Annotated in this window: 24 protein-coding genes; 10 read left to right on the forward strand and 14 right to left on the reverse strand. The window is 72.7% G+C overall.

The window, feature by feature from the left end:
- Position 1 precedes the first annotated feature (1 nt).
- The 5 genes from ACH01S_RS23290 to ACH01S_RS23310 all read left to right on the forward strand — a co-directional run bounded on the left by ACH01S_RS23290 (position 2) and on the right by ACH01S_RS23310 (position 4442).
- Complete coding sequence (locus ACH01S_RS23290; RefSeq protein WP_067895116.1) at positions 2-1432, forward strand: aldehyde dehydrogenase family protein; 1431 nt, start codon at positions 2-4, stop codon at positions 1430-1432.
- Positions 1425-2279 (forward strand): aldehyde dehydrogenase family protein, encoded by an 855-nt coding sequence (locus ACH01S_RS23295; protein WP_067895119.1) that lies wholly within the window; start codon positions 1425-1427, stop codon positions 2277-2279. Before ACH01S_RS23290 ends, ACH01S_RS23295 begins: the two co-directional genes overlap by 8 nt.
- 82 nt (positions 2280-2361) lie before the next feature.
- On the forward strand, positions 2362-3207 hold the full coding sequence (locus tag ACH01S_RS23300; RefSeq protein WP_148344279.1) for a hypothetical protein: 846 nt from the start codon (positions 2362-2364) through the stop codon (positions 3205-3207).
- Between the two features lie 12 nt (positions 3208-3219).
- The gene (locus tag ACH01S_RS23305; RefSeq protein ID WP_067895125.1) at positions 3220-3465 is read left to right on the forward strand and encodes a DUF2630 family protein; all 246 of its coding nucleotides are present in this window, start codon (positions 3220-3222) and stop codon (positions 3463-3465) included.
- The gene (locus ACH01S_RS23310; RefSeq protein WP_067895128.1) at positions 3462-4442 is read left to right on the forward strand and encodes an LLM class flavin-dependent oxidoreductase; all 981 of its coding nucleotides are present in this window, start codon (positions 3462-3464) and stop codon (positions 4440-4442) included. Before ACH01S_RS23305 ends, ACH01S_RS23310 begins: the two co-directional genes overlap by 4 nt.
- A 111-nt stretch (positions 4443-4553) precedes the next feature.
- Here the strand turns inward: ACH01S_RS23310 and argS are convergent, their stop codons facing one another.
- The 6 genes from argS to ACH01S_RS23340 form a co-directional block, all read right to left on the reverse strand.
- Entirely contained in the window at positions 4554-6299 is a 1746-nt protein-coding gene (gene argS, locus ACH01S_RS23315) for an arginine--tRNA ligase (protein WP_067895130.1), read from the reverse strand.
- Between the two features lie 52 nt (positions 6300-6351).
- Positions 6352-7548 (reverse strand): phosphate acyltransferase PlsX, encoded by a 1197-nt coding sequence (gene plsX, locus ACH01S_RS23320; RefSeq protein WP_169809339.1) that lies wholly within the window; start codon positions 7546-7548, stop codon positions 6352-6354.
- 120 nt (positions 7549-7668) lie between these two features.
- Positions 7669-8115, reverse strand: a complete 447-nt coding sequence (locus ACH01S_RS23325) for a hypothetical protein (RefSeq protein ID WP_246236581.1) — start codon at positions 8113-8115, stop codon at positions 7669-7671.
- 105 nt (positions 8116-8220) lie between these two features.
- Positions 8221-8583 carry a hypothetical protein gene (locus tag ACH01S_RS23330; protein ID WP_067895132.1) on the reverse strand — a complete coding sequence of 121 codons (363 nt, stop codon included), beginning with the start codon at positions 8581-8583 and terminating at the stop codon, positions 8221-8223.
- Positions 8580-9437 (reverse strand): alpha/beta fold hydrolase, encoded by an 858-nt coding sequence (locus tag ACH01S_RS23335; RefSeq protein WP_083981021.1) that lies wholly within the window; start codon positions 9435-9437, stop codon positions 8580-8582. The genes ACH01S_RS23330 and ACH01S_RS23335 overlap by 4 nt, the downstream gene beginning before the upstream one ends.
- Positions 9434-10120, reverse strand: coding sequence for a DUF998 domain-containing protein (locus ACH01S_RS23340; protein WP_246236582.1), 687 nt, complete (start codon positions 10118-10120; stop codon positions 9434-9436). Before ACH01S_RS23340 ends, ACH01S_RS23335 begins: the two co-directional genes overlap by 4 nt.
- A 447-nt stretch (positions 10121-10567) precedes the next feature.
- Between ACH01S_RS23340 and ACH01S_RS23345 the strand changes: the two genes are divergently transcribed.
- On the forward strand, positions 10568-11884 hold the full coding sequence (locus ACH01S_RS23345) for a KamA family radical SAM protein (RefSeq protein ID WP_067895138.1): 1317 nt from the start codon (positions 10568-10570) through the stop codon (positions 11882-11884).
- Positions 11885-11953: 69 nt separating this feature from the next.
- Here the strand turns inward: ACH01S_RS23345 and ACH01S_RS23350 are convergent, their stop codons facing one another.
- Positions 11954-13159 carry an MFS transporter gene (locus ACH01S_RS23350; protein ID WP_067895141.1) on the reverse strand — a complete coding sequence of 402 codons (1206 nt, stop codon included), beginning with the start codon at positions 13157-13159 and terminating at the stop codon, positions 11954-11956.
- Positions 13160-13218: 59 nt separating this feature from the next.
- Here ACH01S_RS23350 and ACH01S_RS23355 point away from each other — a divergent pair, with 59 nt between their 5' ends.
- Positions 13219-14199 carry an ArsR/SmtB family transcription factor gene (locus ACH01S_RS23355; protein ID WP_067895144.1) on the forward strand — a complete coding sequence of 327 codons (981 nt, stop codon included), beginning with the start codon at positions 13219-13221 and terminating at the stop codon, positions 14197-14199.
- Positions 14200-14254: 55 nt separating this feature from the next.
- Here ACH01S_RS23355 and ACH01S_RS23360 read toward each other — a convergent pair whose 3' ends face one another.
- The 7 genes from ACH01S_RS23360 to ACH01S_RS23390 all read right to left on the reverse strand — a co-directional run bounded on the left by ACH01S_RS23360 (position 14255) and on the right by ACH01S_RS23390 (position 21477).
- Positions 14255-14776 carry a YbhB/YbcL family Raf kinase inhibitor-like protein gene (locus ACH01S_RS23360; RefSeq protein WP_067895147.1) on the reverse strand — a complete coding sequence of 174 codons (522 nt, stop codon included), beginning with the start codon at positions 14774-14776 and terminating at the stop codon, positions 14255-14257.
- 67 nt (positions 14777-14843) lie between these two features.
- Positions 14844-15719 (reverse strand): carbohydrate ABC transporter permease, encoded by an 876-nt coding sequence (locus ACH01S_RS23365; protein ID WP_067895151.1) that lies wholly within the window; start codon positions 15717-15719, stop codon positions 14844-14846.
- Between the two features lie 296 nt (positions 15720-16015).
- Positions 16016-16957, reverse strand: coding sequence for a carbohydrate ABC transporter permease (locus ACH01S_RS23370; protein ID WP_218010360.1), 942 nt, complete (start codon positions 16955-16957; stop codon positions 16016-16018).
- Positions 16954-18012: an ABC transporter ATP-binding protein gene (locus ACH01S_RS23375; protein ID WP_246236583.1), complete on the reverse strand. Its 1059-nt coding sequence runs from the start codon at positions 18010-18012 to the stop codon at positions 16954-16956. Before ACH01S_RS23375 ends, ACH01S_RS23370 begins: the two co-directional genes overlap by 4 nt.
- A gap of 28 nt (positions 18013-18040) precedes the next feature.
- Positions 18041-19537: an ABC transporter substrate-binding protein gene (locus ACH01S_RS23380; protein ID WP_083981023.1), complete on the reverse strand. Its 1497-nt coding sequence runs from the start codon at positions 19535-19537 to the stop codon at positions 18041-18043.
- Positions 19538-19691: 154 nt separating this feature from the next.
- Positions 19692-20504: an ABC transporter ATP-binding protein gene (locus ACH01S_RS23385; RefSeq protein WP_067895154.1), complete on the reverse strand. Its 813-nt coding sequence runs from the start codon at positions 20502-20504 to the stop codon at positions 19692-19694.
- On the reverse strand, positions 20491-21477 hold the full coding sequence (locus ACH01S_RS23390) for an ABC transporter permease (protein ID WP_083981024.1): 987 nt from the start codon (positions 21475-21477) through the stop codon (positions 20491-20493). The genes ACH01S_RS23385 and ACH01S_RS23390 overlap by 14 nt, the downstream gene beginning before the upstream one ends.
- A 110-nt stretch (positions 21478-21587) precedes the next feature.
- Between ACH01S_RS23390 and ACH01S_RS23395 the strand changes: the two genes are divergently transcribed.
- From ACH01S_RS23395 to ACH01S_RS23405, 3 genes are all read left to right on the forward strand, one after another.
- Positions 21588-23240, forward strand: coding sequence for a bifunctional phosphatase PAP2/diacylglycerol kinase family protein (locus tag ACH01S_RS23395; RefSeq protein WP_246236585.1), 1653 nt, complete (start codon positions 21588-21590; stop codon positions 23238-23240).
- A complete protein-coding gene (locus tag ACH01S_RS23400) occupies positions 23237-23473 on the forward strand; it encodes a DUF6158 family protein (RefSeq protein WP_067895157.1) in 237 nt (78 codons plus the stop codon). The genes ACH01S_RS23395 and ACH01S_RS23400 overlap by 4 nt, the downstream gene beginning before the upstream one ends.
- Before the next feature lie 115 nt (positions 23474-23588).
- Positions 23589-24497, forward strand: a complete 909-nt coding sequence (locus ACH01S_RS23405) for a VanW family protein (protein WP_067895160.1) — start codon at positions 23589-23591, stop codon at positions 24495-24497.
- Positions 24498-24528 lie beyond the last annotated feature (31 nt).

The raw sequence follows: 24528 nt of genomic DNA on the forward strand, positions 1-24528 counted from the left end.
CATGGTTTTCGAGTACGCGCCCGCGCCCGAGTCGCGGGCGATCGTCGACATCCGCGCCTCCTACGGGCTGTTCATCGACGGGGAGTTCGCGGACGGGCACGGCGAGCCGTTCAAGTCGGTGAACCCGGCCGACGAGAGCGTTCTGGCCGATATCGCGTGCGCCGATGAGTCCGACGTCGATCGGGCGGTCGCGGCGGCGCGGAAGGCGTACGAGAAGGTCTGGGGCCCCATGCCCGGACGGGAACGCGCCAAGTACCTGTACCGGATCGCGCGGCTCGTCCAGGAGCGGGCCAGGGAACTGGCGGTGCTGGAGTCGATCGACAACGGCAAGCCGATCCGCGAGTCCCGGGACGTGGACGTGCCGCTGGTCGCGGCCTGGTTCTTCTACTACGCGGGCTGGGCCGACAAGCTCCCCTACGCCGGGTTCGGGCCCGACCCGAAGCCGGTCGGGGTCGCGGGGCAGGTCATCCCGTGGAACTTCCCGCTGCTCATGCTCGCCTGGAAGATCGCGCCCGCGCTGGCCTGCGGCAACACCGTCGTGCTCAAGCCCGCGGAGACGACGCCGCTGACCGCGCTGCTGTTCGCCGACATCTGCCGCCAGGCCGAGCTGCCGCCGGGCGTCGTCAACATCGTCACCGGCGCGGGCGAGACGGGCCGCGCGCTCGTCGCCCACGACGGGATCGACAAGGTCGCCTTCACCGGCTCCACCGAGGTCGGACGGCAGATCGCCCGCGTCCTGGCGGGGACGGACAAGAAGCTCACCCTGGAGCTCGGCGGCAAGGCCGCCAACATCGTGTACGAGGACGCCGCGCTCGACCAGGCCGTCGAGGGCATCGTCAACGGGATCTTCTTCAACCAGGGGCACGTGTGCTGCGCCGGGTCGCGGCTGCTGGTCCAGGAGTCGGTGGCCGAGGAGGTCCTGGAGCGGCTCAAGGCGCGCATGGCGACGCTCCGCGTCGGCGACCCGCTGGACAAGAACACCGACGTCGGGGCGATCAACTCGGCGGCGCAGCTCGCCAAGATCCGCGAGCTGTCGGCGGCGGGCGAGGCGGAGGGCGCGACGGCGTGGTCGCCGCCGTGCGAGCTGCCCGCGCAGGGATTCTGGTTCGCGCCGACCGTGTTCACCGGGGTCGCGCAGTCGCACCGGATCGCGCGGGAGGAGATCTTCGGGCCCGTCCTGTCGGTGCTGACGTTCCGGACGCCGGACGAGGCCGTCGCCAAGGCCAACAACACCCCGTACGGGCTGTCCGCCGGGATCTGGACGGAGAAGGGCTCGCAGATCCTCTGGACGGCCGAGCGCCTCCGCGCCGGGGTCGTCTGGGCAAACACCTTCAACAAGTTCGACCCGGCCTCCCCGTTCGGCGGCTACAAGGAATCGGGGTTCGGCCGCGAGGGCGGACGCCACGGCCTGGAGGGGTACCTGAATGTCTGACCGGCTGGCCGTCCGCAAGACCTACAAGCTGTTCATCGGCGGCGCGTTCCCCCGATCCGAGTCCGGCAGGTCCTATCCCGTGCACGACGCCAAGGGGCGGTTCGTCGCCAACGCCTCGCAGGCGTCCCGCAAGGACGCGCGCGACGCCGTGACCGCCGCCCGCAAGGCGTTCGGCGGCTGGTCCGGGCGCACCGCCTACAACCGGGGCCAGATCCTCTACCGCGTCGCCGAGATGCTGGAGGGGCGCCGCGACCAGTTCGCCGACGAGCTGCGCCGCGCCGGGGCGTCCAAGCAGGCCGCCGCCGCCGAGGTGGACGCCGCCGTCGACCGCTGGGTCTGGTACGCCGGATGGGCCGACAAGCTGTCCGCCGTGGCGGGCGCGTCGAACCCGGTGTCCGGGCCGTTCTTCAACTTCTCCACGCCCGAACCGGCCGGGGTCGTCGCCGTCGTCGCGCCCGACTCGCCGCTGCTCGGGCTCGTCTCCGTGGTCGCGCCGGTGATCGTGTCGGGGAACACGTGCGTGGTGATCGCGTCCGAGCCCGCGCCGCTCCCCGCGATCACGCTGGCGGAGGTGCTCGCGACGTCCGACCTGCCCGGCGGCGTCGTGAACCTGCTCACCGGGCGGCGCGCCGAGATCGCGCCCTGGCTCGCGTCCCACATGGACGTGAACGGCATCGACCTGACCGGAGCCGCCGCCGACCACGTCCGGGGGCTGGAGGAGGCGGCCGCCGGGAACCTGAAGCGCGTCCTTCGTCCCGGAAAGGACGCCTGGACGGACGATCCCGGAACCGCGCGCATGACGGCGTTCCTGGAGACCAAGACCGTCTGGCATCCGGTCGGCGTCTGATCTGAAATCACGGGACGTGTGTAAAGGGTCACAAAGCGTGGAATAGAACTCCCCGTAACTGATCATCACTGGGGGGAGATCAGTGCCTACCAAGACCGCATCGCGTACGACGCCGAGCCGAGGTACGGCCGGGCGTACGACGAAGAGCACATCAGCGACCAGCAAGTCCACGACGGCCCGCAAGCCCGCGGCCAAGCGCACGTCGGCCGCGCGGTCGTCGTCGAGCAGCCGTTCCACCGGGACCACGACCCGGCGCACGTCGGCGGCGTCCAGCCGGACGTCGACCGCCGCCGCCAACCGGGTGACCAAGGCCGCGAGCCAGGCCAAGACCGCCGCGACGCAGATGAAGTCGGTGGCGACCAAGGCGTCCTCGTCGGCCAAGGCCATGACGGCGATGACCAAGGCCATGACCAGCGCGACGAAGGCGATGACCGACGCCGCGAAGGCGATGGACGCGGCCGCGAAGGTCATCACCACGACGGCCAAGTCGTCCGCGAACGGGGGCACGGCGCGCAAGAGCACCGCGTCCCGGTCGGGGACGGCCCGCAAGACGTCCGCCGCGTCGAGCCGCTCGCGGTCGACCGCGTCGGCCCGGACGTCCACGGCCCGCAAGCCCGCGTCGAGGTCGTCCAGCACGGCGAAGAAGACGACCGCGCCGAAGTCGCGGACGAGCACGGCCCGCAAGTCGGCCTCGTCCAGGACGACGGCGTCCACCCGCTCCGGCACGTCGAAGGGGGCGGCCAGATCGAGCACGACCGGGTCCACGGCCGCCCGCAAGTCGCCCGCGCGCCGCGCGGTCGACGCGGCGCGCTCGGCCGCGGCGTCGGCGACCTCGTCCATGGGCGAGACGCGGAACGGGCTCCAGCACTCCACGCGGACGGACGGCGGGTTCCTCAGCGGGCTCACCGACTCCGGCCGCGTACGCTGAACGCCGCAGGCCGTGGACGAGAAGGACATCCTGGCCCGCATCAGCGACTACGTCGGCGAGGAGCAGCGGCTCCGCGAGCGCTACCAGCGCGACGAGCTCGGCCGTGAGGAGGAGCACCGGCGGCTGGAGCGGCTGGAGGTCGCGCTCGACCAGTGCTGGGACCTGCTCCGCCGCCGCCGGGCCCGGCTGGAGGCCGGCGAGGACCCGGGCGACGCGGACGTCAGGCCGCCGGACGAGGTCGAAGGCTACCTGCAGTGACGGCGGAGACCGCCCGCCCGCGGCAGGGCGGCCGGGCCGCGCGGAACACGCTGCGGTTCGGCGTGTCGCTCGCGCCGGACGCGTCCGTCCCGCTGGTCCGCGCCGCGCAGGACGCGGACCGGTACGGGCTCGACCTGCTCGGCGTCCGCGACGAGCCGTACCGGCGCGGCACCGCCGACGCGCTCGCGCTGATGGCGACCGCGCTGGCGGTCACGTCCCGGATCCGGGTGCTGCCCGCCGTGGCGTGCCTGCCGCTGCGGCCGCCCGCCGTGCTGGCCAAGACCGTCGCGACGCTCGACCTGCTGAGCGGCGGCCGGGTCGAGCTCGGCCTCGGCGCGGGCCGGGCGCCGGACGGCGTCGACGCCTACGGCGGCGCGCGGCTCGGCGCGGCGGCGGCGCGCCGCGCCCTTGAGGAGGCCGTCCAGGTCATCCGGCTGCACTGGAGCGGGCAGAACGGGCTCCGGTTCGGCGGCGAGCACTACCGGTTCGCCGCGCCGCAGCCGGGCCCGCCGCCCGCGCACCAGATCGGCGTCTGGCTCGGCGTGACCGGGCCGCACGGCCTGGACCTCGCGGGCCGGGTCGCCGACGGCTGGATCGCGCCGTCCTCGCTCGTCCCGCCGAAACGCCTCGCGGACGGGCAGCGCCGCCTCGACCAGGCCGCGGCCGCCGTGGGCCGCGACCCCGGCGAGCTGCGGCGCGTCTACGTCCTGGAGGGCGCGATCGACGGCGGCGACGCCCGCGGCTTCCTGCACGGGCCGCCGCGCCAGTGGATCTACGAGATGACCGAGCTGGCCGTCGGCCACCGGGTCGACTCGTTCCTGTACGGCGGCGACCCGGAGCACCTCCCGGTCTTCGCCCTGGAGATCGTCCCGGCCGTCCGCGAACAGATAGCGCGCGAACGAGGGGCTGTGTCTGCCCAGGGGGGCGACCCCCTGGAACCCCCGTCACGAGCCGGTCGATCCTCACGCCACGGGTGAGGTCGTCGTGACCGTGCGGATTGGTGCCGTGGCGCTGTGGTCGACCGGCTCGGCGGGCATGCGCGCTCCGCTCGCTTAGCTCGCTCCGCGCGCCTGCCCGTGGCCGACCCCTTACATGCGCTCCGGAGTGGGGACGCCGAGGAGGTCTAGGCCGGTTACCAGGGTGCGGAGGGTGGCGGCGCACAGGGCCAGCCGGGACGCCTTCGTCTGCTCGTCCGGGGCCTTCAGCACCGGGCAGTTCTCGTGGAACGTCGTGTAGGCGTCGGCGACCGCGTAGATGTAGGACGCGAGCCGGTGCGGCTCGGTCGTCTCGCCCGCCTGCTGGACGACGGCCCCGAACCCGAGCAGCTCCAGCGCCAGCGCCCGCTCGGCCGGGTGGCCGAGGACGATCGGCCCGGCCGCCTGCTCCGGCGTGAGCCCGCCCTTGCGGAAGATCGACCGGATCCGCGCCACGGCGTACTGGAGGTACGGGCCGGTCTTGCCGTGGAACGAGATCATCCGGTCGAGGTCGAAGACGTACTCGCTGTCGCGGGCGACGGACAGGTCGGCGTACTTCACCGCGCCCATCGCCACGTCCCGGACGATCGCGGCCCGCGTCGCGTCGTCGTAGGGCTGGTCGTGCTGGATCTCGTCGAACACGGCGCCCGCCCGCTCGACGGCCTCGTCCAGCAGCTCGGAGAGCTTGACGGTGCCGCCCGCCCGGGTCCGCAGGAGCTTGCCGTCGGTGCCGAGGACGTTCCCGATCTGCGCGTGCTCGGCCCGGACGTCGTCGTTCAGCCAGCCCGCCATCCGCGCGACCGCGAACACCATCTGGAAGTGCAGCGCCTGCGTCGTGCCGACGACGTAGACCATCCGGTCGACGTGCTCGGTGTCGACCCGGTACCGGATCGTGGCGAGGTCGGTGGTGGAGTAGTTGTAGCCGCCGTCGCTCTTCCGGATGATCACCGGGAGGGGCTCGCCCTCGCGGCCGGTGAAGCCGGGCGGGAACGCGCACAGCGCGCCCTCGCTGACGACCGCGATGCCCTTCTCCTCCAGCTCCCGGACCGTCGGTTCGAGCAGGTCGTTGTAGAAGCTCTCGCCCTTGATGTCGGCGTCGGACAGCGTGACGCCGAGCTGCCCGTAGACGGCGTTGAAGTACCGCTTGGACACGTCCACGAGGACGTTCCAGAGCCGCAGCGTCTCGGCGTCGCCCGCCTGGAGCGCGACGACCCGCCGCCGCGACCGGTCGGCGAACGCCTCGTCGCCGTCGAACTTGCGCCGCGCCGCCTGGTAGAACTCCGTCAGGTCGCTGACCGACGAGTCGCCCCGCGCGGCGGCGTCCTCGCCGAGGTCGAGCAGGTGCTCGATCAGCATGCCGAACGGGGTGCCCCAGTCGCCGACGTGGTTGTCGCGGATCACCTCGTGGCCGAGGAAGCCGAGGATCCGGGCGAGCGCGTCCCCGACGATCGTGGTCCGCAGGTGGCCGACGTGCATCTCCTTCGCCACGTTGGGCGAGGAGTACTCGACGACGACCTTGTGCGGCTTGTCGACGAGCGGGACGTCGAGCCGCTCGTCCGTCAGGGCGCGCTGCGCGGCGGCGGCGATCCAGCCGTCGCTGAGCGTCAGGTTGATGAAGCCCGGCCCGCTGACCTGGACGTCCGCCACGACGTCGGCGGTGTCGAGGTGCGCGACGATCTCGTCGGCGACGTCTCGCGGCTTGCGGCCCAGCTTCTTGGCCAGCGGCAGCGCCACGTTGGCCTGGAGGTCGGCGAACGACGACGGCCGGATGACCGGGTCGGCGTCCGCGTACGACGGTCCGAAGGCGGCGCCGAGCGCGGCCTGGACCCGGGCGGCGAGCACGAGTTGCGGATCGGGCATGTCCCAAGGCTATCGGCGTCCCGCCGCCCGGCGAACCAGGTTTCCCGACCCGTCAGGGCGCGGCGGGCGGCTCGCCGCGGTCGGGTTCGGGCAGGTCGGCGGGCGGGACGGGCTCCGGCGGGCGCTCCCCGGCCTCGGCGGGCCTGCCGTCGGTCCCGTCGCGCTCGCCGTGCGTCCAGCGGCCGAACCTGGACGTCCGGGTCAGCGCGACCTGCTCGCGGATCCGCTCGACGATCCGCCCGGCGGCGAGCCGGTGCGCCAGCTCGCACGCGGACGTGATCGCGCGGGCCTTGGACGCGCCGTGCGCGATGACGACCGTCCCGTTCAGGCCGAGCAGGACGCCGCCGCCGTAGGTGTCGGGGTCGAGGCGGTCGCGCAGGTCCTGGAGGCGGCGGCGCTGGAGCAGCGCGCCCATCCGGGCGGCGGGCCCGGCGGTCATCGCCTCCCGGACCTCGGCGAACGCCGTCCGGATCGTGCCCTCCATGGTCTTCAGCGCGACGTTGCCGGTGAAGCCGTCCGCGACGATCACGTCCACCTTGCCGGTGAGCAGGTCGTGGCCCTCGACGTTCCCGGCGAACTCCAGGCCGTGGCCGCCGCCCGCGAGCAGCTCGTGCGCCCGCTTGGCGACCTTGTCGCCCTTGCCGGGCTCGGCGCCGATGTTCAGCAGCCCCACCGTCGGACGCTCCAGCCCGAGCAGGATCTGCGCGTACGCGGTGCCGAGCGCCGCGAACTGGACGAGCCCCTCCGGCTTGACGTCGGCGGTGGCGCCCGCGTCCAGCAGGATCGTCGGCCGCGGGCGGGTCGGCAGCGTCACCGCGATCGCCGGGCGCAGCACGCCCTGCTGGCCCTTCAGCCGCAGCCGCGACGTCGCGACGACCCCGGCGGTGCTGCCCGCCGACACCAGCGCCGACGCCCGGCCCTGCCGGATCAGATGGCACGCGATCGCGACGGACGAGCGGGGCTTGCGCCAGCTCGCGAGCGCGCCCTCGCCCATGTCGAGGGCCTCCTCGGCGTGCACGATGGGGATCTTGCCGATGGCGCCGTGCCGGTCCAGCTCGCGGCGGATCCGCGGGGCCTGCCCGACGAGCACCACGCGCACGCCGTGCTCGGCGACGGCCTCCACCGCGCCCGCGATGATCTCCGCGGGGGCGTGGTCGCCGCCCATCGTGTCCACCGCGACGGGCAGCGGCCGCACCGGCGCCCCGCGGCGAGGCGCCGCGGGACGCGACGGCTCGCCGGTGCCGGTCATGGCCGCTCCAGGAGGGTGAAAGGGAAACGCTGCGATAGTGCAGCTCATCGCATCGTAGGACGTTCTCCCACCCGTCTTGACCGCGCCCGGCCGGAGTGGCGATCATCACCCGCCCGCGAACTACCCCTGCTCGCCCTTGCAGTCGGCGCCGAGGCAGTGCGCGTTCTCCACGACCGGACGGCCGTCCACGAGGATCGTGTAGTAGCTCTTGTGCGTCTTCTCCTCGCCGGTGCCGAGGACCTTGACGGACTTGCGGTCCGTGGTCGTCCCGGTGCAGGAGACCCGCAGCTTCGACTTCGTCCAGCCGGGCAGGTCCTGGCATTTCAGCGGGGCCGCCAGCGACACGCCGCGCTTCTCCAGCTCGGCCGCCGCCGTCACCGGCAGCGCCCTGCGCAGCGCCGACTGCGTCTTGTACTGCAGCTCCCCGCGGGTCGACAGCAGGAACGCGACACCGCCGCCCACCAGCGCGAGCACGAGCACCCCGGCCGATCCGAGGATCAGGGCCCGCCTGCGGTTCGCGCCGACGACCCGGCGGCTCAACTCCACGGCCTTGCGACGTATATCCACGTCGACAACCTCACCGAGGGTACGGTGTTGTATGCGCAGGGTGGTCGCTTTTTCCGTTCCGTATGCGGATTCCTTGCCAGAACCCCCGTGCGGTCAGCCGTGCGGTCAGCCGCAGCCGATGCCGAGGCAGTTCTTGCGGAGGATCTCGCGTCCGGCGACGGTGACGACGTAGCTCTCGCGCGGCCGGTCGGTGTCGGCGTCGTAGGCGACGCCGCTGACGACGACCGGCTCGCCCGCCCGGGTCAGCGCGGTGCAGGTCACCCGGACCATCGCCGCGGTCTCCTGCTTGGCCGACGTGCATTCGGGACGCTTCCGCAGCTCGATGCCCTGCGCTTTGAGGTCGTCCACGACCCCGTCGCTGACGGCGTTGCGGTACGCGCCCTCGGAGATCCGCTGCATGACCTTGCATCCCGACAGGCTCAGCGCGAGCACGACCACCGAGACGACGATCCGGACCGGAGTGGTCATGGCGTCTCCTGCGCGACTCTCGCCACGGCCTTGGCCACGGCGTCGGGACGGTCGAGGGCGACCATGTGGCGGGCGTCGGGCAGCTCGACGCGGCTGCCCAGCGGGCTCATCTTCGTGAGCCGCTCGTGGCCCTCGGCCCATTCGCGCTGCTTGGCCGGACGGCCCGCGTCGCCGAGCGCCGTCACGACGACCAGCGGGACGGCCGGGAACGCCGTCCGGGCGCGCAGCCGCGCCAGCGCGACCGCCATCTCCCGGTAGGCCAGCTCCTCGGCGAGGACGGTGCCGATGACCGTCCCGCGCCCGTAGACGGAGCGGACGACGCCGTCCGGGACGGCCTCCCCCCGGCGGCTCGTGTGGCGGAGGGCGAGCCGCCGCCCGAACGGCCCGGCGACCCGCGCGATCCGCGTCGCGTCGAGGACGGCGCCCGCCGCCCCGCAGACCGGCGCCAGCGCGGCGCCCAGCGGGAGCGGGGCGCGCGGCGCGTGCTCGTAGCTCGGGTCGACCAGGACCATGCCGAGGACGTGCTCCGGCGACGTCCGCGCGAGGGCCTCCGCCGCGAACGCCGCCATCGAGTGCGCGAGGACGATCACCGGCCGGCCCGCCCGCTCCGCCAGCGCCGCCATGATCCGGACGTCGCGGTCCAGCGTGGGACGCCGGACGGCGGCCGGGCTGAGCCCGAGCCCCGGACGGTCATACACGGTCACGCGGTACTCGTCCCGGAGCAGCTCGACGGACGGCGCCCAGTCGAACCAGGCCCCGCCGAGCCCGGAGCCGAGCAGCAGCGGGACGCCGTCCGCGGGCCCGGACCGGACCACGTGGACCCGCTCGCCCCCGGCGCTCACGATCTCCGTCACCGGCGTGCCTCCTCCATCGCTCCCGGCGCGGCCCGGCGGGCGCGGACCGTGTCCCGCCAGTCGGCGTACAGCGCCCACGCGATCACCAGGAGCCCGAGGCACAGGACGCTGATCTGCGCCCGCTGGACGATCCCGAGCCACTGGCCCATGTACATCGCGACGAGCGTGCCCAGGGCGAGCACCGTCTCGGCCAGGGCGAGCAGCCAGCCCCAGCGGGCGAGGGCGGGCCACCACCCGTACCGGCGGGCGGCGAGCGACAGCAGCAGCAGTGCGGCCACCCCGCACACGATCACGGCGCTGCTCGTCACCGAGTGGAACTCGTGGGAGAACGACACGTGCCCGGACCGCTCGCGCAGCGCGCACCACGTCTCCAGGCTGGGCGCGCAGTCGAGCGGGAACGACGCGTCGCCGATCGCGCACACGCCGAACAGGCCGAGGAACGCCCACCCGGCGGTGGCGAGGGGCCTGCGGCTCAGCCTGCGCAGGGTCTCCAGCGCCACGAGGATCGACAGGACGCCCGTGACGAAGTCGCCCGCGCTGTAGACGGCGTGGAACGGCTGGTCGACGGCCGAGAGCTCGCTGACGTAGCCGTTGAGGAAGTCCAGCTTCGGACTGAGGAGGTTCTCCAGCAGGAAGGTCGCGTAGCTGACGCCCGCGACGGCGGCCAGGACGATCACCCTCACGGGAACGATGCCCGGCCCGCCACGCTCGTCGGAGTTCACCGAGCCCCCTCACGCCGCCCTGTCCTTGCCGCGCCCTCGCCCAGTATTTCCCAAGATCTTGTCAGCAGGTGACACGGGGTGAGTGTTCCTCGTGTATCCGCTGGTCGGGCGGTGCACCGGGGTGTCGCCGAGACCCGGACCGCCGTCGGTGGAGGCGATCCCGGGACCGGACGGTGGAGAAGTCAGGCTCCCGCGGTCGTTGTACTGGCCGCGGGACGTCCACGATGATGTCGAGGCGATTTGTCGGGATCGTCCTTGACCGGCTTTGTTCTTACCGGGTAGGGGGCATCAATTCGTAATGAACCCATCCCAACGGGTTGAATGGGGGTGTCCTGCGCAGTACCGATCACGGTCCGTGACGCCGCACCGGGGGTCCGCCTCCCCGTTGACAGCAAGGAGTACCAACACGTGACACTGGTGAACGACGCGGCTCCCGCGGTGCGATCCACCGGTCGCAAGTTCCGCGCCTTCACGGCGAAGCACCTCGACGAGCTCACCGCTCGCGCGGGGCTCTCGCCCGCGCAGCGCCTCGCGACCCGCGCGGTGGCCACCGTCCTGCCCTTCCGGACGAACGCCTACGTCATCGACGAGCTGATCGACTGGGAGGCCGCGCCCGACGACCCGATATACCGGCTGGTCTTCCCGCAGGAGGACATGCTTCCGCCGGAGGACGTCGCGCACCTGTCCGACCTGCTGCGCCGCGAGGCGCCGAAGGCGGAGGTCGAGGCGGCCGCGCACGCGGTCCGGATGCGGCTGAACCCGCATCCCGCGGGGCAGCTCGAACTCAACGTGCCGAGCTTCGGCGACGGCAAGATCCCCGGCATGCAGCACAAGTACGACGAGACCGTCCTGTACTTCCCGAAGCAGGGCCAGACATGCCACGCGTACTGCACGTACTGCTTCCGCTGGGCCCAGTTCGTCGGCGAGGCCGACCTGAAGATGGCCGGGGACGACGTCACCGCCCTGCGCGACTACCTGGTCGCCCATCCGGAGGTGACGAGCGTCCTCTTCACCGGCGGCGACGCCATGATCATGGGCGAGCCGGTGCTGCGCCGCTACGTCGAGCCCCTGCTCGACCTGGAGCAGCTCGAATCCATCAGGATCGGGACGAAGTCGCTCGCCTACTGGCCGCAGAAGTTCGTCACCGACCCGGACGCCGACGACATGCTGCGGCTGTTCGAGCAGGTCGTCGAGTCGGGCAAGAACCTCGCGTTCATGGCGCACTTCTCCCACCCGCGCGAGCTTGAGCCGCTCATGGTGACCGAGGCGTGCCGGCGCATCCGCGACACGGGCGCGGTCATCCGCACCCAGGCCCCGCTGATCCGGACGATCAACGACGATCCGGCGGTGTGGGAGACGATGTGGCGCGTCCAGACCCGGATGGGGCTCGTCCCGTACTACATGTTCGTCGAGCGCGACACGGGGCCGCAGGACTACTTCGCCGTCCCGCTCGCCCGCGCCTACGAGATCTACCGGGACGCCTACAAGAACGTGTCCGGCCTGTCGCGGACCGTGCGGGGCCCGTCCATGTCGGCCACGCCGGGCAAGGTCTGCGTGGACGGCGTCGTCGACCTGTTCGGGGAGAAGGCGTTCGCGCTGCACTTCATCCAGTGCCGCGACGCCGAGCTGGTCGGCAAGCCCTTCTACGCGCAGTACGACCCCGAAGCGGTCTGGCTGGACGACCTCAAACCGGCCTTCGCCGACAGCTTCCCCTGGGAGAAGTAGCCGCGCGCGGTGGCGTGCCCGCCGTCCCTCCCGGGACCCGGGCGGGCACGCCACGTCCAGGAGGCCGCCTCAGCGCAGGTGCCGCCGGAGCGCGAGGACGGACGCCAGCGTGGCCGCCCCGCACACCGCCATGACGTGGGACGGGGCGAGGAACTCGCCGAGCGCCCCGGCCGCGCCGATGCCCGCCGCCTGGCCCGTCATCAGGCCGGTGTTGGACAGGCCGAGCGCCTGCCCGCGGATCCGCTCCGGGACGGCGTCCACCAGCCGCCGCTGGACGGTCAGCTCGTAGCCGAGGCCGAACGTCCCGGCGGCCATCAGCGCACAGGCCGCCGCGAGGCCCGGGGCGAGGACGAACGCCAGCAGCGGCACGCCGGTCAGCGCGGCGAGCGGGAGGGTGAGCCGCTCCCGGACGTCCGGCCGGATCAGCCGGCCCACGACGAGGTTCCCGGCGAACATCCCGGCCGCGGCGGCGGACAGCAGCAGCCCGGCCCCGTGCGCGCTGCCGGCGGCCGCCGCGTAGGGGACGGCCATGCCCTCCGACCCGACCCAGCACGAGATCGGCAGCCAGGCGCCGAGGAGCAGGCCGCGGACGCCGCGGTCGCCGAGCAGCAGCCGGTTCACCCGCCAGGTCTCGCGCGCCGTCCCGGCCGTCGCTTCGGGGGCTGGCGGCGGGACGTCCGGCAGCCGGAACCGGGCGAGGACGGCGCCCAGCCCGGCGCTCGCGGCGGCGAGCCAGAGCGTCCCGGTCGTGCCGAGCAGCGCGAGCAGCAGCCCGCCCGCCGCCTGCCCGGCGATCTGCGCGCCCGCGCTCGTCATCGTGAACAGCGAGCGGCCGAGCACGTACCCGTCGCCGGGCAGCAGGTCGGGCAGCCTCGCCTGCACGGTCGCGCCGCCGACCGGCGCGAACAGCCCCACCGCGAAGAGCAGCGCGAGCGTCGCGGGGACCGGCGGCGCGCCGACCGCGAGGACGGCCGTGACGGCGAGCCGCAGCAGGTGGAACGCGGTGAGCAGGCGCCGCGCCGGGACGCGGTCGGTGAGCGAGAGCAGCAGCGCCCCGCCCACCACGTACGGCAGGAAGCCCGCCGCGAAGATCAGCGCGGCGGCGACGGTGGAGCCGGTCCGCTCGAACGCCTGGACCGACAGCGCCAGCATCCGCACCGAGTCGCCGCCCACCAGCAGCGTCTGCAGGGCGAACAGCGTCCGGAACTCGGGGACGGCGAACACGTCCCGGTACCGGGACGACTCCGGGACGGAGGCGGGGGAGGAAACGGCCATGAGGGCGACTCTGCGGCGCGGCCGCCGTCCCGGCACAATGTTTCGCGGAGGAACGAAACATGAAACGGATCGAGGTCGGCCAGGCGGACTTCGCGGCCAGCCGCTTCGGCCACTCCCCGCTGCTGGAGACGCTGAACGCGCTCGGCCTGGTGGCCGGGCGGATCCCGGTCGGCGCGCTGCGCCCATGGGTCGAGCGGGCCCGGCCCCGCTACCTGGCGATCGCGGACGACCCGGCCGTCCGGGCGCTCGTGTTCCTGCGCCGCCGCGCCGGCTACATGGCCGACTTCGTCAGCCCGCCGCCCGCCCGGCCGAACCTCACCGTCGCCGACCAGCTCGCCACGATGCGGGCGACGCCGCTCGACCAGGCGCGCCGCGAGGTCGCCCGCAACCTGGCCGACCTGCCGGAGCCGGACCGCGTCGTCCGGTCCGTGCTGGACGCCCCGGACATGGTCGGCCGCCTCGCCACCGGCATGGAGACCGCCTGGCACACGCTGCTGGAGCCGGACTGGCCGGTCGTCCGGTCGATTCTGGAGCGCGACATCGTCCACCGCGCCGGACGGCTCGCCGCCTACGGCTGGGCCGAGGCGCTGGACGGGCTGTCCCGCCGGGTGCGCTGGCGCGACGGCGTGATCGAGGTGGACATCGCCGCCGGCGGCGACGCCGTGCACCGGCTCGGCGGCGCCGGGCTGATGTTCGTGCCGATCGTCTTCTCCGAGCTGGGCCTCGCCGTCGAGCCCGGCTGGCCGTACACGCTGATGTACCGGGCGAGGGGAGTGGCGGCGCTCTGGGAGCGCCCCGAGCGCGGCCCCGACGACGCCCTCGCGAAACTGATCGGCCGCACCCGCGCCGACCTGCTGCGGCTGCTCGCCGACCCGGCGACGACGACCTGGCTGAGCGCCCGGCTGCGGGTCAGCGTCGGCGGCGTCGGCGACCATCTCGCGGTGCTGCGGGCGGCCGGGCTCGTCACGCGGCAGCGCAGCGGACGGTCCGTGCTCTACCGGCGGACGGCCGTCGGGGACGTCCTCGCCGACCCGCCCTGAGCAGCGCGGGGGCCGCCCCCGGCCGTCCTCAGCCGGGGACGGCCCCCGCCGCTTGTCAGGTGCCGTAGACCGGGACGATCGTCGCGCGGGCCAGCGTGTGCGCGGTCAGGTTGAAGCCCACAGCGGCCGGGGACGCGTCCGAGTCGATCCCGAGCGACTCCACGTCCAAGGCGTGCACGGCGAACACGTACCGGTGCGGGTCGCCGGGCGGCGGAGCCGCGCCGCCGAACGCCTTCACCCCGTAGTCGTTGCGGGCGTGCACGCCGACCTTCGCGTCGGCTGTCCCGGCGCCGCGCGGCAGCTCCGTCACGTCCGCCGGGACGTCGAACAGCGACCAGTGCCAGAAGCCGCTGCCGGTCGGCGCGTCCGGGTCGTAGCAGGTCACCGCGAAGCTCCGCGTCTCCGCCGGGAACCCGGACCAGCGCAAATGCGGCGACTCGTTGCCGCCGCCGAACCCGCCCTGGTCGAAGACGTGCGGGTCGGGGAGGCGCTCGCCGTCCGCGATGTCGTCGCTCTCGACGGTGAACGACGGGACCTCGGGCAGGAACTCGTAGGGAAGCGGCGGCTTGCCGGACATGGCGACCTCCAGTTTCGGACTTCCGGTTGTCGCCTCCATCTCTATCAGGGGACGTCGCGGTGGCACGTCACGTCTTCACGGCTCCCATCGTGAACCCGGTGACGAACCGGTCCAGGAACAGGTTGAACAGGAACGCGATCGGCACCGCCGTGACCACCGTGGCCGCCTGGAGCGACTGCCAGAAGAACACGTCCCCGCGGACGAGCTGCGTCGGCACGCCCGTGCTGACCACCATCTCCGGGCTCGCCGACACGAACGCCAGCGCGTACACGAACTCGCTGGCCGTGAGCGTGAAGCTGAACACGACCACGGCGACGATCCCCGGGAACACCAGCGGCAGGACGGCCCGCAGGAACGCGCCGAGACGGCTGTGGCCGTCCACCATGGCCTGCTCCTCGACGTCCTTCGGGACGGCCTTCAGGAACCCGATCAGCAGCCACACCGACACCGGCACCGTGATCGTCGGATACACGACGATCATCGACCAGAGCGTGTCCTCCAGGCGCAGCCACACGACGACGCGGGTCAGCGACAGGAACAGCAGCGACGGCGGCACCAGGTACACCATGAAGATCGCGATGCCCATCGGCGTGCCCCACGGCCGGTCCAGGCGCGCGAGGGAGTACGCGGCGGGCAGCGCCAGCGCCAGCGTGATCGCGACGACCGCCGCGCCGACGATCAGCGTGTTCCCCACGAACGTCAGGAACGGCGTGTCGCTGAACAGGAACTTCACATGGTCGGGGGTGGCGGGCTCGTTGAAGTAAAACGGGTTGCTCTCCGGGTTGTACAGGTCCTGGTTCTGCTTGAACGCGCTGACGACGCTCCACAGGAACGGCAGCGCGCACACCAGCGCCGCCAGCACCGCCGACGCGTACACGCCGACCCGCGCCGCGACATGCCGCCGCGCATACCTCCGCCGCAACGCCCCAACTTCAGTGGTCATCCCGCCCTGCCTTTCTGGGGGACGACCCCCAGACCCCCGCTGGAGGCGGGATGATCCTCGCTCCGCTCCGGTCATCCCGCCCTGCTTTTCTGGGGGACGACCCCCAGACCCCCGCTGGAGGCGGGATGATCCTCGCTCCGCTCCGGTCATCCCGCCCTGCTTTTCTGGGGGACGACCCCCAGACCCCCGCTGGAGGCGGGATGATCCTCGCTCCGCTCCGGTCATCCCGCCCTGCTTTTCTGGGGGACGACCCCCAGACCCCCGCTGGAGGCGGGATGATCCTCGCTCCGCTCCGGTCATCCCGCCTCCAATCGTCGTACCGCCCTCAGGATCGCTACGGCGCCTGCGAGGAGGAGGGGGAACAGGAAGAGGGCTATGGCGGCGCCCTGGCCGACGTCGCCGCCCTCGATGCCGCGGAAGTACGCCCACGACGCGAGGACGTCCGTGGAGTGCGTCGGGCCGCCGCGCGTCAGCACGTACGGGACGGTCATGTCGGTGAACGTCATGATCGCGCCGAACAGCCCGGCGACCGCGATCACCGGCAGCGTCAGCGGGATCGTCACCTCGAACATCCGCCGCCAGAACCCGGCGCCGTCGATCCGCGCCGCCTCGTCGACGTCGCGCGGGATCGCGACCAGCCCGGCCATCACGATCACGGCGGCGAGCGGCGTCAGCCGCCAGGTCTGCACCGCGATCACCGACGCCATCGCCGTGCCGGGACGCCCCAGCCACACGACGTTCCCGTCGATCAGCCCGAGGTGCCGCAGCACCCAGTCGACCGGCGAGTAGATCGAGTCGAGGAACCACAGCCACGAGATCGTCGACAGCGCGACCGGGGTCGTCCACGGCAGCAGCACCAGGAACCGGACGAACCACTTCCCCCGGAACTCCGCGACCAGGATGTTCGCCAGGATCTTCCCGAACACCACGATCAGCGCCATGCTGACCAGCGTGAACACCAGCGTGTTCCGCAGCGCCCGCCAGAACACGCCGTCGTCGAAGACCGCCGTGAAGTTCCGGAACCCGACGAAGTCGAACGACGGGTCGCCGGTCGTCACGTCCGAGAACGCGAACGCGACCGCCAGCAGGAACGGGACGCCGACCAGCGCCGCGATGTAGACGACCGACGGCAGCAGCATCACCCACGCGAGGAAGCCGTCCCGGTCGGCGAGGCCGGGCTTCGGCGCCGCCTCGTCCCGCACGGCGACCGGCGTGGGCTCGGTCCGCGCGCCCGTCACGGCGCCCCTCCGATCGGGACGGCGGACGTCCGCGCGCCCGACCCGGCGTCGAAGAACCGCAGCCGCTCGCCCGGCACGGCGAACTCGTGCGTCTCCCCGGCGTCCAGCGGGGTGGCGACGGTCGACGGCAGGCGGGCGATGACGCGCGTCTCTTCGCCGATGCCGGTGACCGTCCCGTACACGTGCCGGTCGCCCGACAGGTACTCCATCCGCTCGACCCGCAGCGGCATCGTCACCCGCGACTCCGCCGGGACGTTCTCCACCGGCAGCAGGTGCTCCGGACGGAACCCGACGAGCCGGTCGTCCCGCCTGACGAGGTTCATCGGCGGGGAGCCGATGAACCGCGCCACGAACGTGTCGGCCGGGTCGTCGTACACCTCGCGCGGCGTCCCTACCTGCCGGACGCGGCCCTTCTCCAGCACCGCGATCCGGTCGCCGAGGCCCATCGCCTCCGCCTGGTCGTGGGTGACGTAGACGGTGGTCGTCCCGACGTGCTGCTGGAAGCGCTTCAGCTCGTCGCGGGCCGTCGCGCGCATCTTCGCGTCGAGGTTGGACAGCGGCTCGTCCAGCAGGAACACCGCCGGGTCGCGGACCAGCGCCCGCGCGAGCGCCACCCGCTGCCGCTCCCCGCCGGACAGCTGGCGCGGCTTGCGGCGCAGCAGCGGCTCGATCTCCAGTAACTCGGCGGCCCACGCCGCCTTCTTCCGGCGCTCCTCCTTTGCCATCCCCTCCGCGCGCAGCGGGAAGACGATGTTGTCGAACACGGTCTTGTGCGGGTACAGCGCGTACGACTGGAACACCATCGCGATCTTCCGGACGCGCGGCGGCAGCCCGTTGACCACGTTCCCGCCGATCAGCACCTCGCCCTCGGTCGGCTGCTCCAAGCCCGCGATCGTGCGCAGCAGGGTCGTCTTGCCGCACCCGGACGGGCCGAGCAGCACCAGGTACTCGCCGGGCTCCGCGGCCAGGTCGACGCCGTCCAGCGCGCGCACGTGGTCGGACCGGCCGCGGCGCGCCCTGAGCTGCCCGTCGAAGGTCTTGACCAGCCCTTTCACCTCAACGGTAGTGATCTGCCCCGCCCCCTCAGCCGCCGACGAGGCCGCGGCCCCGCCAGTTCTTGAAGATCGCCTCGGCGCGGCCCGCCGCCTCGGCCACCGCCTGCTTCGGGGACGCCTGGCCGCGCGCCGCGCGGCCGAACATCGTCGGCAGCACGTTCGTGTTGAAGATCTCCCCGATCGCCGGGTTGGACGGGCCCGGATAGCCGATGTTCGCGCTCCACGACGTCGCCGTCTTCAGCAGGGCCAGCTTGTTCGCGGGCTTCGCGCCCCACGGGTCGTGGTCGAGCCACCCGTCGAGCTGCGGGACGAGCGACGGCCACCCCGGCAGGTCGTACAACTCCGAGTTGTACGTCACGGCCGGGAAGTTCGCCGTGTAGTGCAGCAGGAACTCCTTCGCCGCGTCCGGGTTGCCCGCGTGCTTCGGCACGATCCACTGCTGGATGACGTGCTGCGCCGCCAGCGACGCCTTCGGCCCGCGCAGCGCCGGGACGAAGAAGATGTCGTCGCCGATCGCCCGGTTCGCGCCCATCGCCGTCCGCCACGCCGAGATCGAGTTCAGGATGTAGGACGACTTGCCCGCGATCAGCGCCTGGTTGTTGGACGCGGGCACCCAGGAGAACACCTCGCTGGTCTCCGCCTCCTTGAACAGCCGCGTCATGTACTCGACGGCCGCGACGGTCGCGTCGGAGTTCAGCACGACCTTCTCGTTCTCGTCCTGGACGGCCCCGCCGTACGACCACAGCAGCGCCCGCGCCGCCATGTTCGAGTCGGTCTCGGGGGACAGCCCGATCCCGCACGGGACGCCGGTCTGCTTCTTGATCTCGGCGGCGCCGCGGAGCAGGTCCTCCCAGCTCGCCGGGCCGTTCGGCATGCCGACCTTCGACCACATCGACTTGCGGAAGTCGCCCGGGTCGGGGGACCAGCCGGGGCAGTAGCAGTAGAACCGCTTCGTGTTGGGGTTGAAGCTCGACTTGCGGCACAGTTCGAGCTGCTGGCCCCACCGCCGGTTCGCCTCCTGCACGACGTCCGTCAGGTCGAGGACGGACGGCTCGTACTGCGAGAACGGCGCGATGTGCTGGATGAGGTCGTGGCCGCGTCCCGCCTGGATCTCGGACGCGGCGCGGCGGGGGACGTCGACGGTGTTGATGTGGTCGACCCGGACGTCCACGCCGACCTTCTTGCCCCAGTCGGCGAGGAACCTGTCGAACCACTTGTCATGCCGGGGGACGAAGTGGCTCCACATCAGGATGCTGAGGGAGCCGCTCAGCTTCTTCGCCGGGGAGGTGAACACCTCCTTGGGCGCGTCGCCGGTGCCCTTGGCCTGCGGGCCGCTGGACTCGCTGGCGCATCCGGCCAATAACCCGGCCGCGCCCGCCGCCCCGGCCGCGAGCGCCGAGGAGGACAGGAACCCCCGCCTGCTGATGCCGACGGAGTCGGTCCGGGGGGTGTGGGAGTCGGTGTCGGGGGTTCGCGGGGTGTCGGGGGCCGTCCCCGCCGGGGGGACGTCGAGCCGATCGGCCATGGGTGCACACTCCCTCGCCGTGAAGGTCTCCCCTCGAAGGTAGATCGGCGAGGCCGTCTCATCCAGAGACGATCTGGTAACTCCCTGTCACTCTGGTCTCAACGAGTCACACGCGTGACACGGCCGTGGTCCGTTACATCCCGATAGCGTGCCGTTACTTGCCGGTGGCCTCGATATAGGCGGAGATGACCTCGTCCGGGTCGCCGTCCATGTGCATGCGGCCCTCGTCGATCCAGATGACGCGGTCGCAGGTCTCCTTGACCACGTCGAGCTGGTGCGCGACGAGGAAGACAGCGCCCGCCTCCTTGCGCAGCTCCTCGATCCGGCGCTTGCTCTTGACCTTGAACTTGGCGTCGCCGGTGGCGAGGGCCTCGTCGATCAGCAGCACGTCGTGCGTCTTGGCGGCGGCGATCGCGAACCGGAGCCGGGCTCCCATGCCGGACGAGTACGTCCGCATCGGGTACTGGATGAACCCCTCCTTGAGCCCGGCGAAGTCGACGATCTCCTTGTACTTCGCCTTGGTCTCGGCGGGGGACATGCCCATCGCGAGGCAGCCGAGGACGATGTTGCGCTCGCCGGTGAGGTCCTTCATCAGGGCCGCGTTCACGCCGAGCAGCGACGGCTGGCCGTCGGTGTAGACGCCGCCGCGGTGCGGCGGCAGCAGCCCGGCGATCGCCTTCAGCAGCGTCGACTTGCCGGACCCGTTGGTGCCGATGATCCCGACGGCCTCGCCGCGGTAGGCGACGAACGACAGGCCCTTGATCGCGTGGACCTCGGTCATGGTCGGGCGGTGCTTGCGGCGCAGGATGCGGGAGAACGCGGACGCCGCGTTGCCCTTCCCGCCCGCGCCGTACACGCGGTAGACGATGTGCAGGTCGTCCACGACGACGATCGGCTCCCGGCGGGGGTCGATCTCGATGTCGACGGGGTCGAGGGCCTTGCGGGGCCTCGTGTCAGCCACGGCCATATCGCTCCTCCGCCCGGTAGAAGAACATGAATCCCCCGACCAGCATCACCACGGACCAGACGATCGCGTACAACCACAGTTGCGACAGCGGCATGGTGGTCGCCTTGTGGGCCGCCACCTGCTCGCGCATCGACTGGCGGTACTCGCCCAGCAGCATGTTCCGGCTCAGCTCGACGTACACGTGCGCCGGGTTGGCTTCGAGCAGCCTCGCGATGACGGGATAGCGGTCCAGCTTGGAGCCGGGCTTCATCATCACGGGCAGGCTGAAGATCACGCCGGACATGTAGAGCCACGTCCGCATGATGAACGGCAGGAGCTGGGTGATGTCGCGGTTGAACGCGCCCAGCCGCGCCATGACCATGCTGATGCCCACGTTGAACATCAACTGGAGCGCCACCACCGGAACGAACAGCGCCATGTTGAACGTGATCGGCTCGCCCCAGGCCATGATGATCGCGAACAGCACGACCAGGGACAGCAGCAGCTGCTGGAACTCGACGACCGCGATCGCGAGCGGCAGCGTGGCCCGCGGGAAGTGCAGCGCGCGGATCAGCGACAGGTTGTCGCCGACCGACTTGGCCCCGGACGTCACCGACCGCTGCGTGAAGCCGAACAGGAAGACGCCGGTCACCAGGAACGGGATGAAGTCGTCGATCCCGCGGCTGGTGTTCAGCAGCAATCCGAAGATCAGGTAGTACACCGCCGCGTTCAGCAATGGCGTGAGGAGCTGCCACAACTGCCCCAGCCGCGAATCGGTGTACATCGAGATGTTCTTCGCGGAGGCGAACGCCCAGATGAAGTTGCGCCGGGCCCACACCTGCTGGAGGTACTTGCGCAGCGGGGGACGCGCGGCGCTCTGCCTCAGCCCGTACCGTGCGGCGTAGTCGGACAGCGACTCGTTCACGTGAAGAGGCTCCGCGATCGTGCCGACCGACTCGCCACCCGGGGAACCGAGCCGTTCCGGGTGACTCATGTCGCGAAGCCTATTGCAGTCGGTGAGTCCAGAGTGACGTTCGCCCGCATGTGACCCCCGATTTGAGATCTTTACGGAATCATGTCGCCGTCCAAGGGGATACCCCCGGGATGCGCGTCAACCATTCACGGCGCCGCGCCGCGCCCGCACGCCCGGTCATCATGCCCTGGTCCGCCCGGAACACGCGGTCGGGGACGGTCGAACCCCGGTTCCGGCTCCTCGCGAGACTCGGCCGGGCCGACCGGTGGGCGTTCGACCGGGTGGCGGCGGCGCGGCTGCCCGGGCTGGAGTACGTCCTGCCGCGGCTGTCGCGGTTCGCCGACCACGGCGTGCTGTGGTTCACGACGGCGGGCGCCCTGGGCCTGACCGGGCGGCACCGGCTGCGCCGGGCCGCGCTGCGCGGCTCGCTCGCGATCGCGGTGGCGAGCCCGGTCGTGAACCTCGTCGGGAAGCAGGCGTTCCGCCGCAAGCGGCCCGTCGTCGACCTCGTCCCGCCGATCCGGATCCGCTGGAAGCTGCCGACCTCGCACGCGTTCCCGTCCGGGCACTCGGCGTCGGCCGCCGCGTTCGCGACCGGGGTCGCGCTGGAGGCGCCCGGCCGGGTGGCCGCGCCGGTCGCGGCGACGGCGGCGGCGGTCGCGTTCGCCCGCGTCTACACGGGCGCGCACTACCCGGGCGACGTCCTCGCCGGGCTCGGGATCGGCGCGCTGGCCGCGTGCGGGACGCGGCTCGTCTGGCCCGCCCGGCCGCCGGTGGCGCGGGTGTCGGTGACGCTGGCCGCCGACGGCCTGGTGCGGCCGGACGGGGAGGGACTCGTCGCGGTGGTGAACCCGGTGTCGGGCGGCTCCGGCGGGGCGACCGCCGCGATCCTGCCGGGACGGCCCGACCTGGCGGTCGAGCTGATCGAGCGGGAGCTGCCCGCGGCGGAGATCGTCCGGCTGGCGCCGGACGAGGACGCCGACAAGGCGCTCGCGGAGGCCGCCGAGCGCGCCGCCGTCCTCGCCGTCGTCGGCGGGGACGGCACCGTGAACGCGGGCGCGCGGGCCGCGCTGGAGCACGACGTGCCGCTGCTGGTCGTCCCCGGCGGGACGTTCGACCACTTCGCCCGCGCGCTCGGCCTGGAGTCGGCGGCGGACGCGGTCGCCGCCTACCGGGGCGGGCGGCTCGGCCGCGTCGACGTGTCCTACGTCGCCCCGGCGGACGGCGGGCGGGGCGGCGCGGACGAGCGGCTGTTCCTCAACACGGCGAGCTTCGGCGCCTACACCGAGCTGGTCGACCGGCGGGAGCGGCTGGAGCGGCGGATCGGGAAGTGGCCCGCGCTCGCGGTCGCCGCCGTCCGGACGCTGCGCCGCTCCGAGCCCGTCGACCTCGTCCTGGACGGCCGGCGCCGGCGCGTCTGGCTCGGCTTCGTCGGCAACTGCGGCTACGGCACGCGCGGCGCCGCGCCCACCTGGCGGGACCGGCTGGACGACGGCCGCCTCGACGTCCGGCTGGTCGCCACCGGGCGGCGCGTCCCGCGGGTGCGGGCCGTCGCGGCGGTGCTGGCCGGGCAGCTCGGCGTCATGCCCGGGTACCGGGCGTGGCGGGCGACGGGGCTGGAGGTGGTCGCGCCGTCCGGCGGGCTGCGGCTGGCGCGGGACGGCGAGGTGTCGTCCCTGCCCGGGGCGGTGCGGTTCGGGAAGCACGCGGGCGCGCTGCTCGTGTTCGTCCCCGGCGGCGCGGGTAAGGGACGGGACGGCCACGGAGGAGGGGCCCGGAGATGACGAGCGACGGCACCGAGACCGGGATCGACCCCGGCGAACTCAGCGACGACGACCTGTTCCGCGAGCTCGGCCACCTGTACCAGACGCGGCTCGACGCCCTCAGGCACGCCGCCGACCAGGCGTACGGGGAGCACACGCGCCGCATGAACCAGCTCGAAGCCGAGTACCTGCGCAGGCGTCCGGGACGCGAGATCGACCCGGAGCGGCTGCGCGAAGGCGCCCGCGCCCGCTGACGCTTCCCTGACGGCTCCCGTTGGTCGGGGGTTCGTCTGGCCCGGGTAAAGGTACGGGCGTCGTCGGCGGTTCCCCGGTGGGTCCGTTGGAGGATCGTCCTCGGGGGTGTGTTCCGTGACGGGGACCCGGCCCGACCGGAGACGGCGGCGGCAGGGACGCCGGGATCGCGGGCCCGAGCCGGGCCTGCGCGAGTGCGCCCGGCGGTGGTGGCCGTTCGTGGCGGGCACGCTGGCCACGACGGGGCTGCTGCTCGGCGCGTACCTCTGGATTCCCCGCGCCCCGGCCCCCGCGCCGCTGTCCGCCGGAGGAAAGCCGGTCGGCCCCCTCCCGGACGGCGCGGACGGGACGCACGAGGCGCGCCCTGGCGGGCCGATGAGCAGCTACACGACGCGGTTCACCCCGGGCGAGCCGCGGGTGCGCAACATCGAGCTGGCCGCGCGGAGCCTCGACGGCCGGGTCGTCGCGCCCGGCACGACGTTCTCGTTCAACGACGTCGTCGGGCCGCGCACGCGGAGCCGCGGGTACGTCCCCGCGCCCGCGATCGTGGGCCCGCGCCTGGTGGCCGACGTGGGCGGCGGCATCTGCCAGGTGTCCACGACGCTGTTCAACGCCGTGTTCCGGGCCGGGCTGGACATCCGCAGGGCGCGCGCGCACTCGATGTACATGCCGGAGTACCCGGAAGGGCTGGAGGCCGCCGTCTCCTACCCGGACCTCGACTTCACGTGGCGGAACGACACCCGGCTCCCGGTGCGCGTCGAGGTGGAGCACACGGGGTCGTCGCTGACGGTCAGCCTGTGGGGCGAACGCCGGTACGAGGTGCGTTCGGCTGTTTCGCGGCCGTACGCGTTCGTCCCGCAGGGGACGGGCGTCCTGCGCGAGCGCGGACCCGCCTGCGTGCCCACGCCAGGCCGCCCGGGCTTCGAGATCGACGTCTGGCGGACGCTTCTGCTGGACGGCCGCGAGGCAGGTCACGAGCGGTTCCACACCGAGTACCGTCCGCAGCCGAGGGTGGAGTGCCGCTGAGCCGCCGGGCGGGACGCGTGGCAGTGTGAAG

Origin of the sequence: Actinomadura chibensis NBRC 106107 (genome assembly GCF_001552135.1) — a bacterium.
Classification (GTDB): Bacteria; Actinomycetota; Actinomycetes; order Streptosporangiales; family Streptosporangiaceae; genus Spirillospora; species Spirillospora chibensis.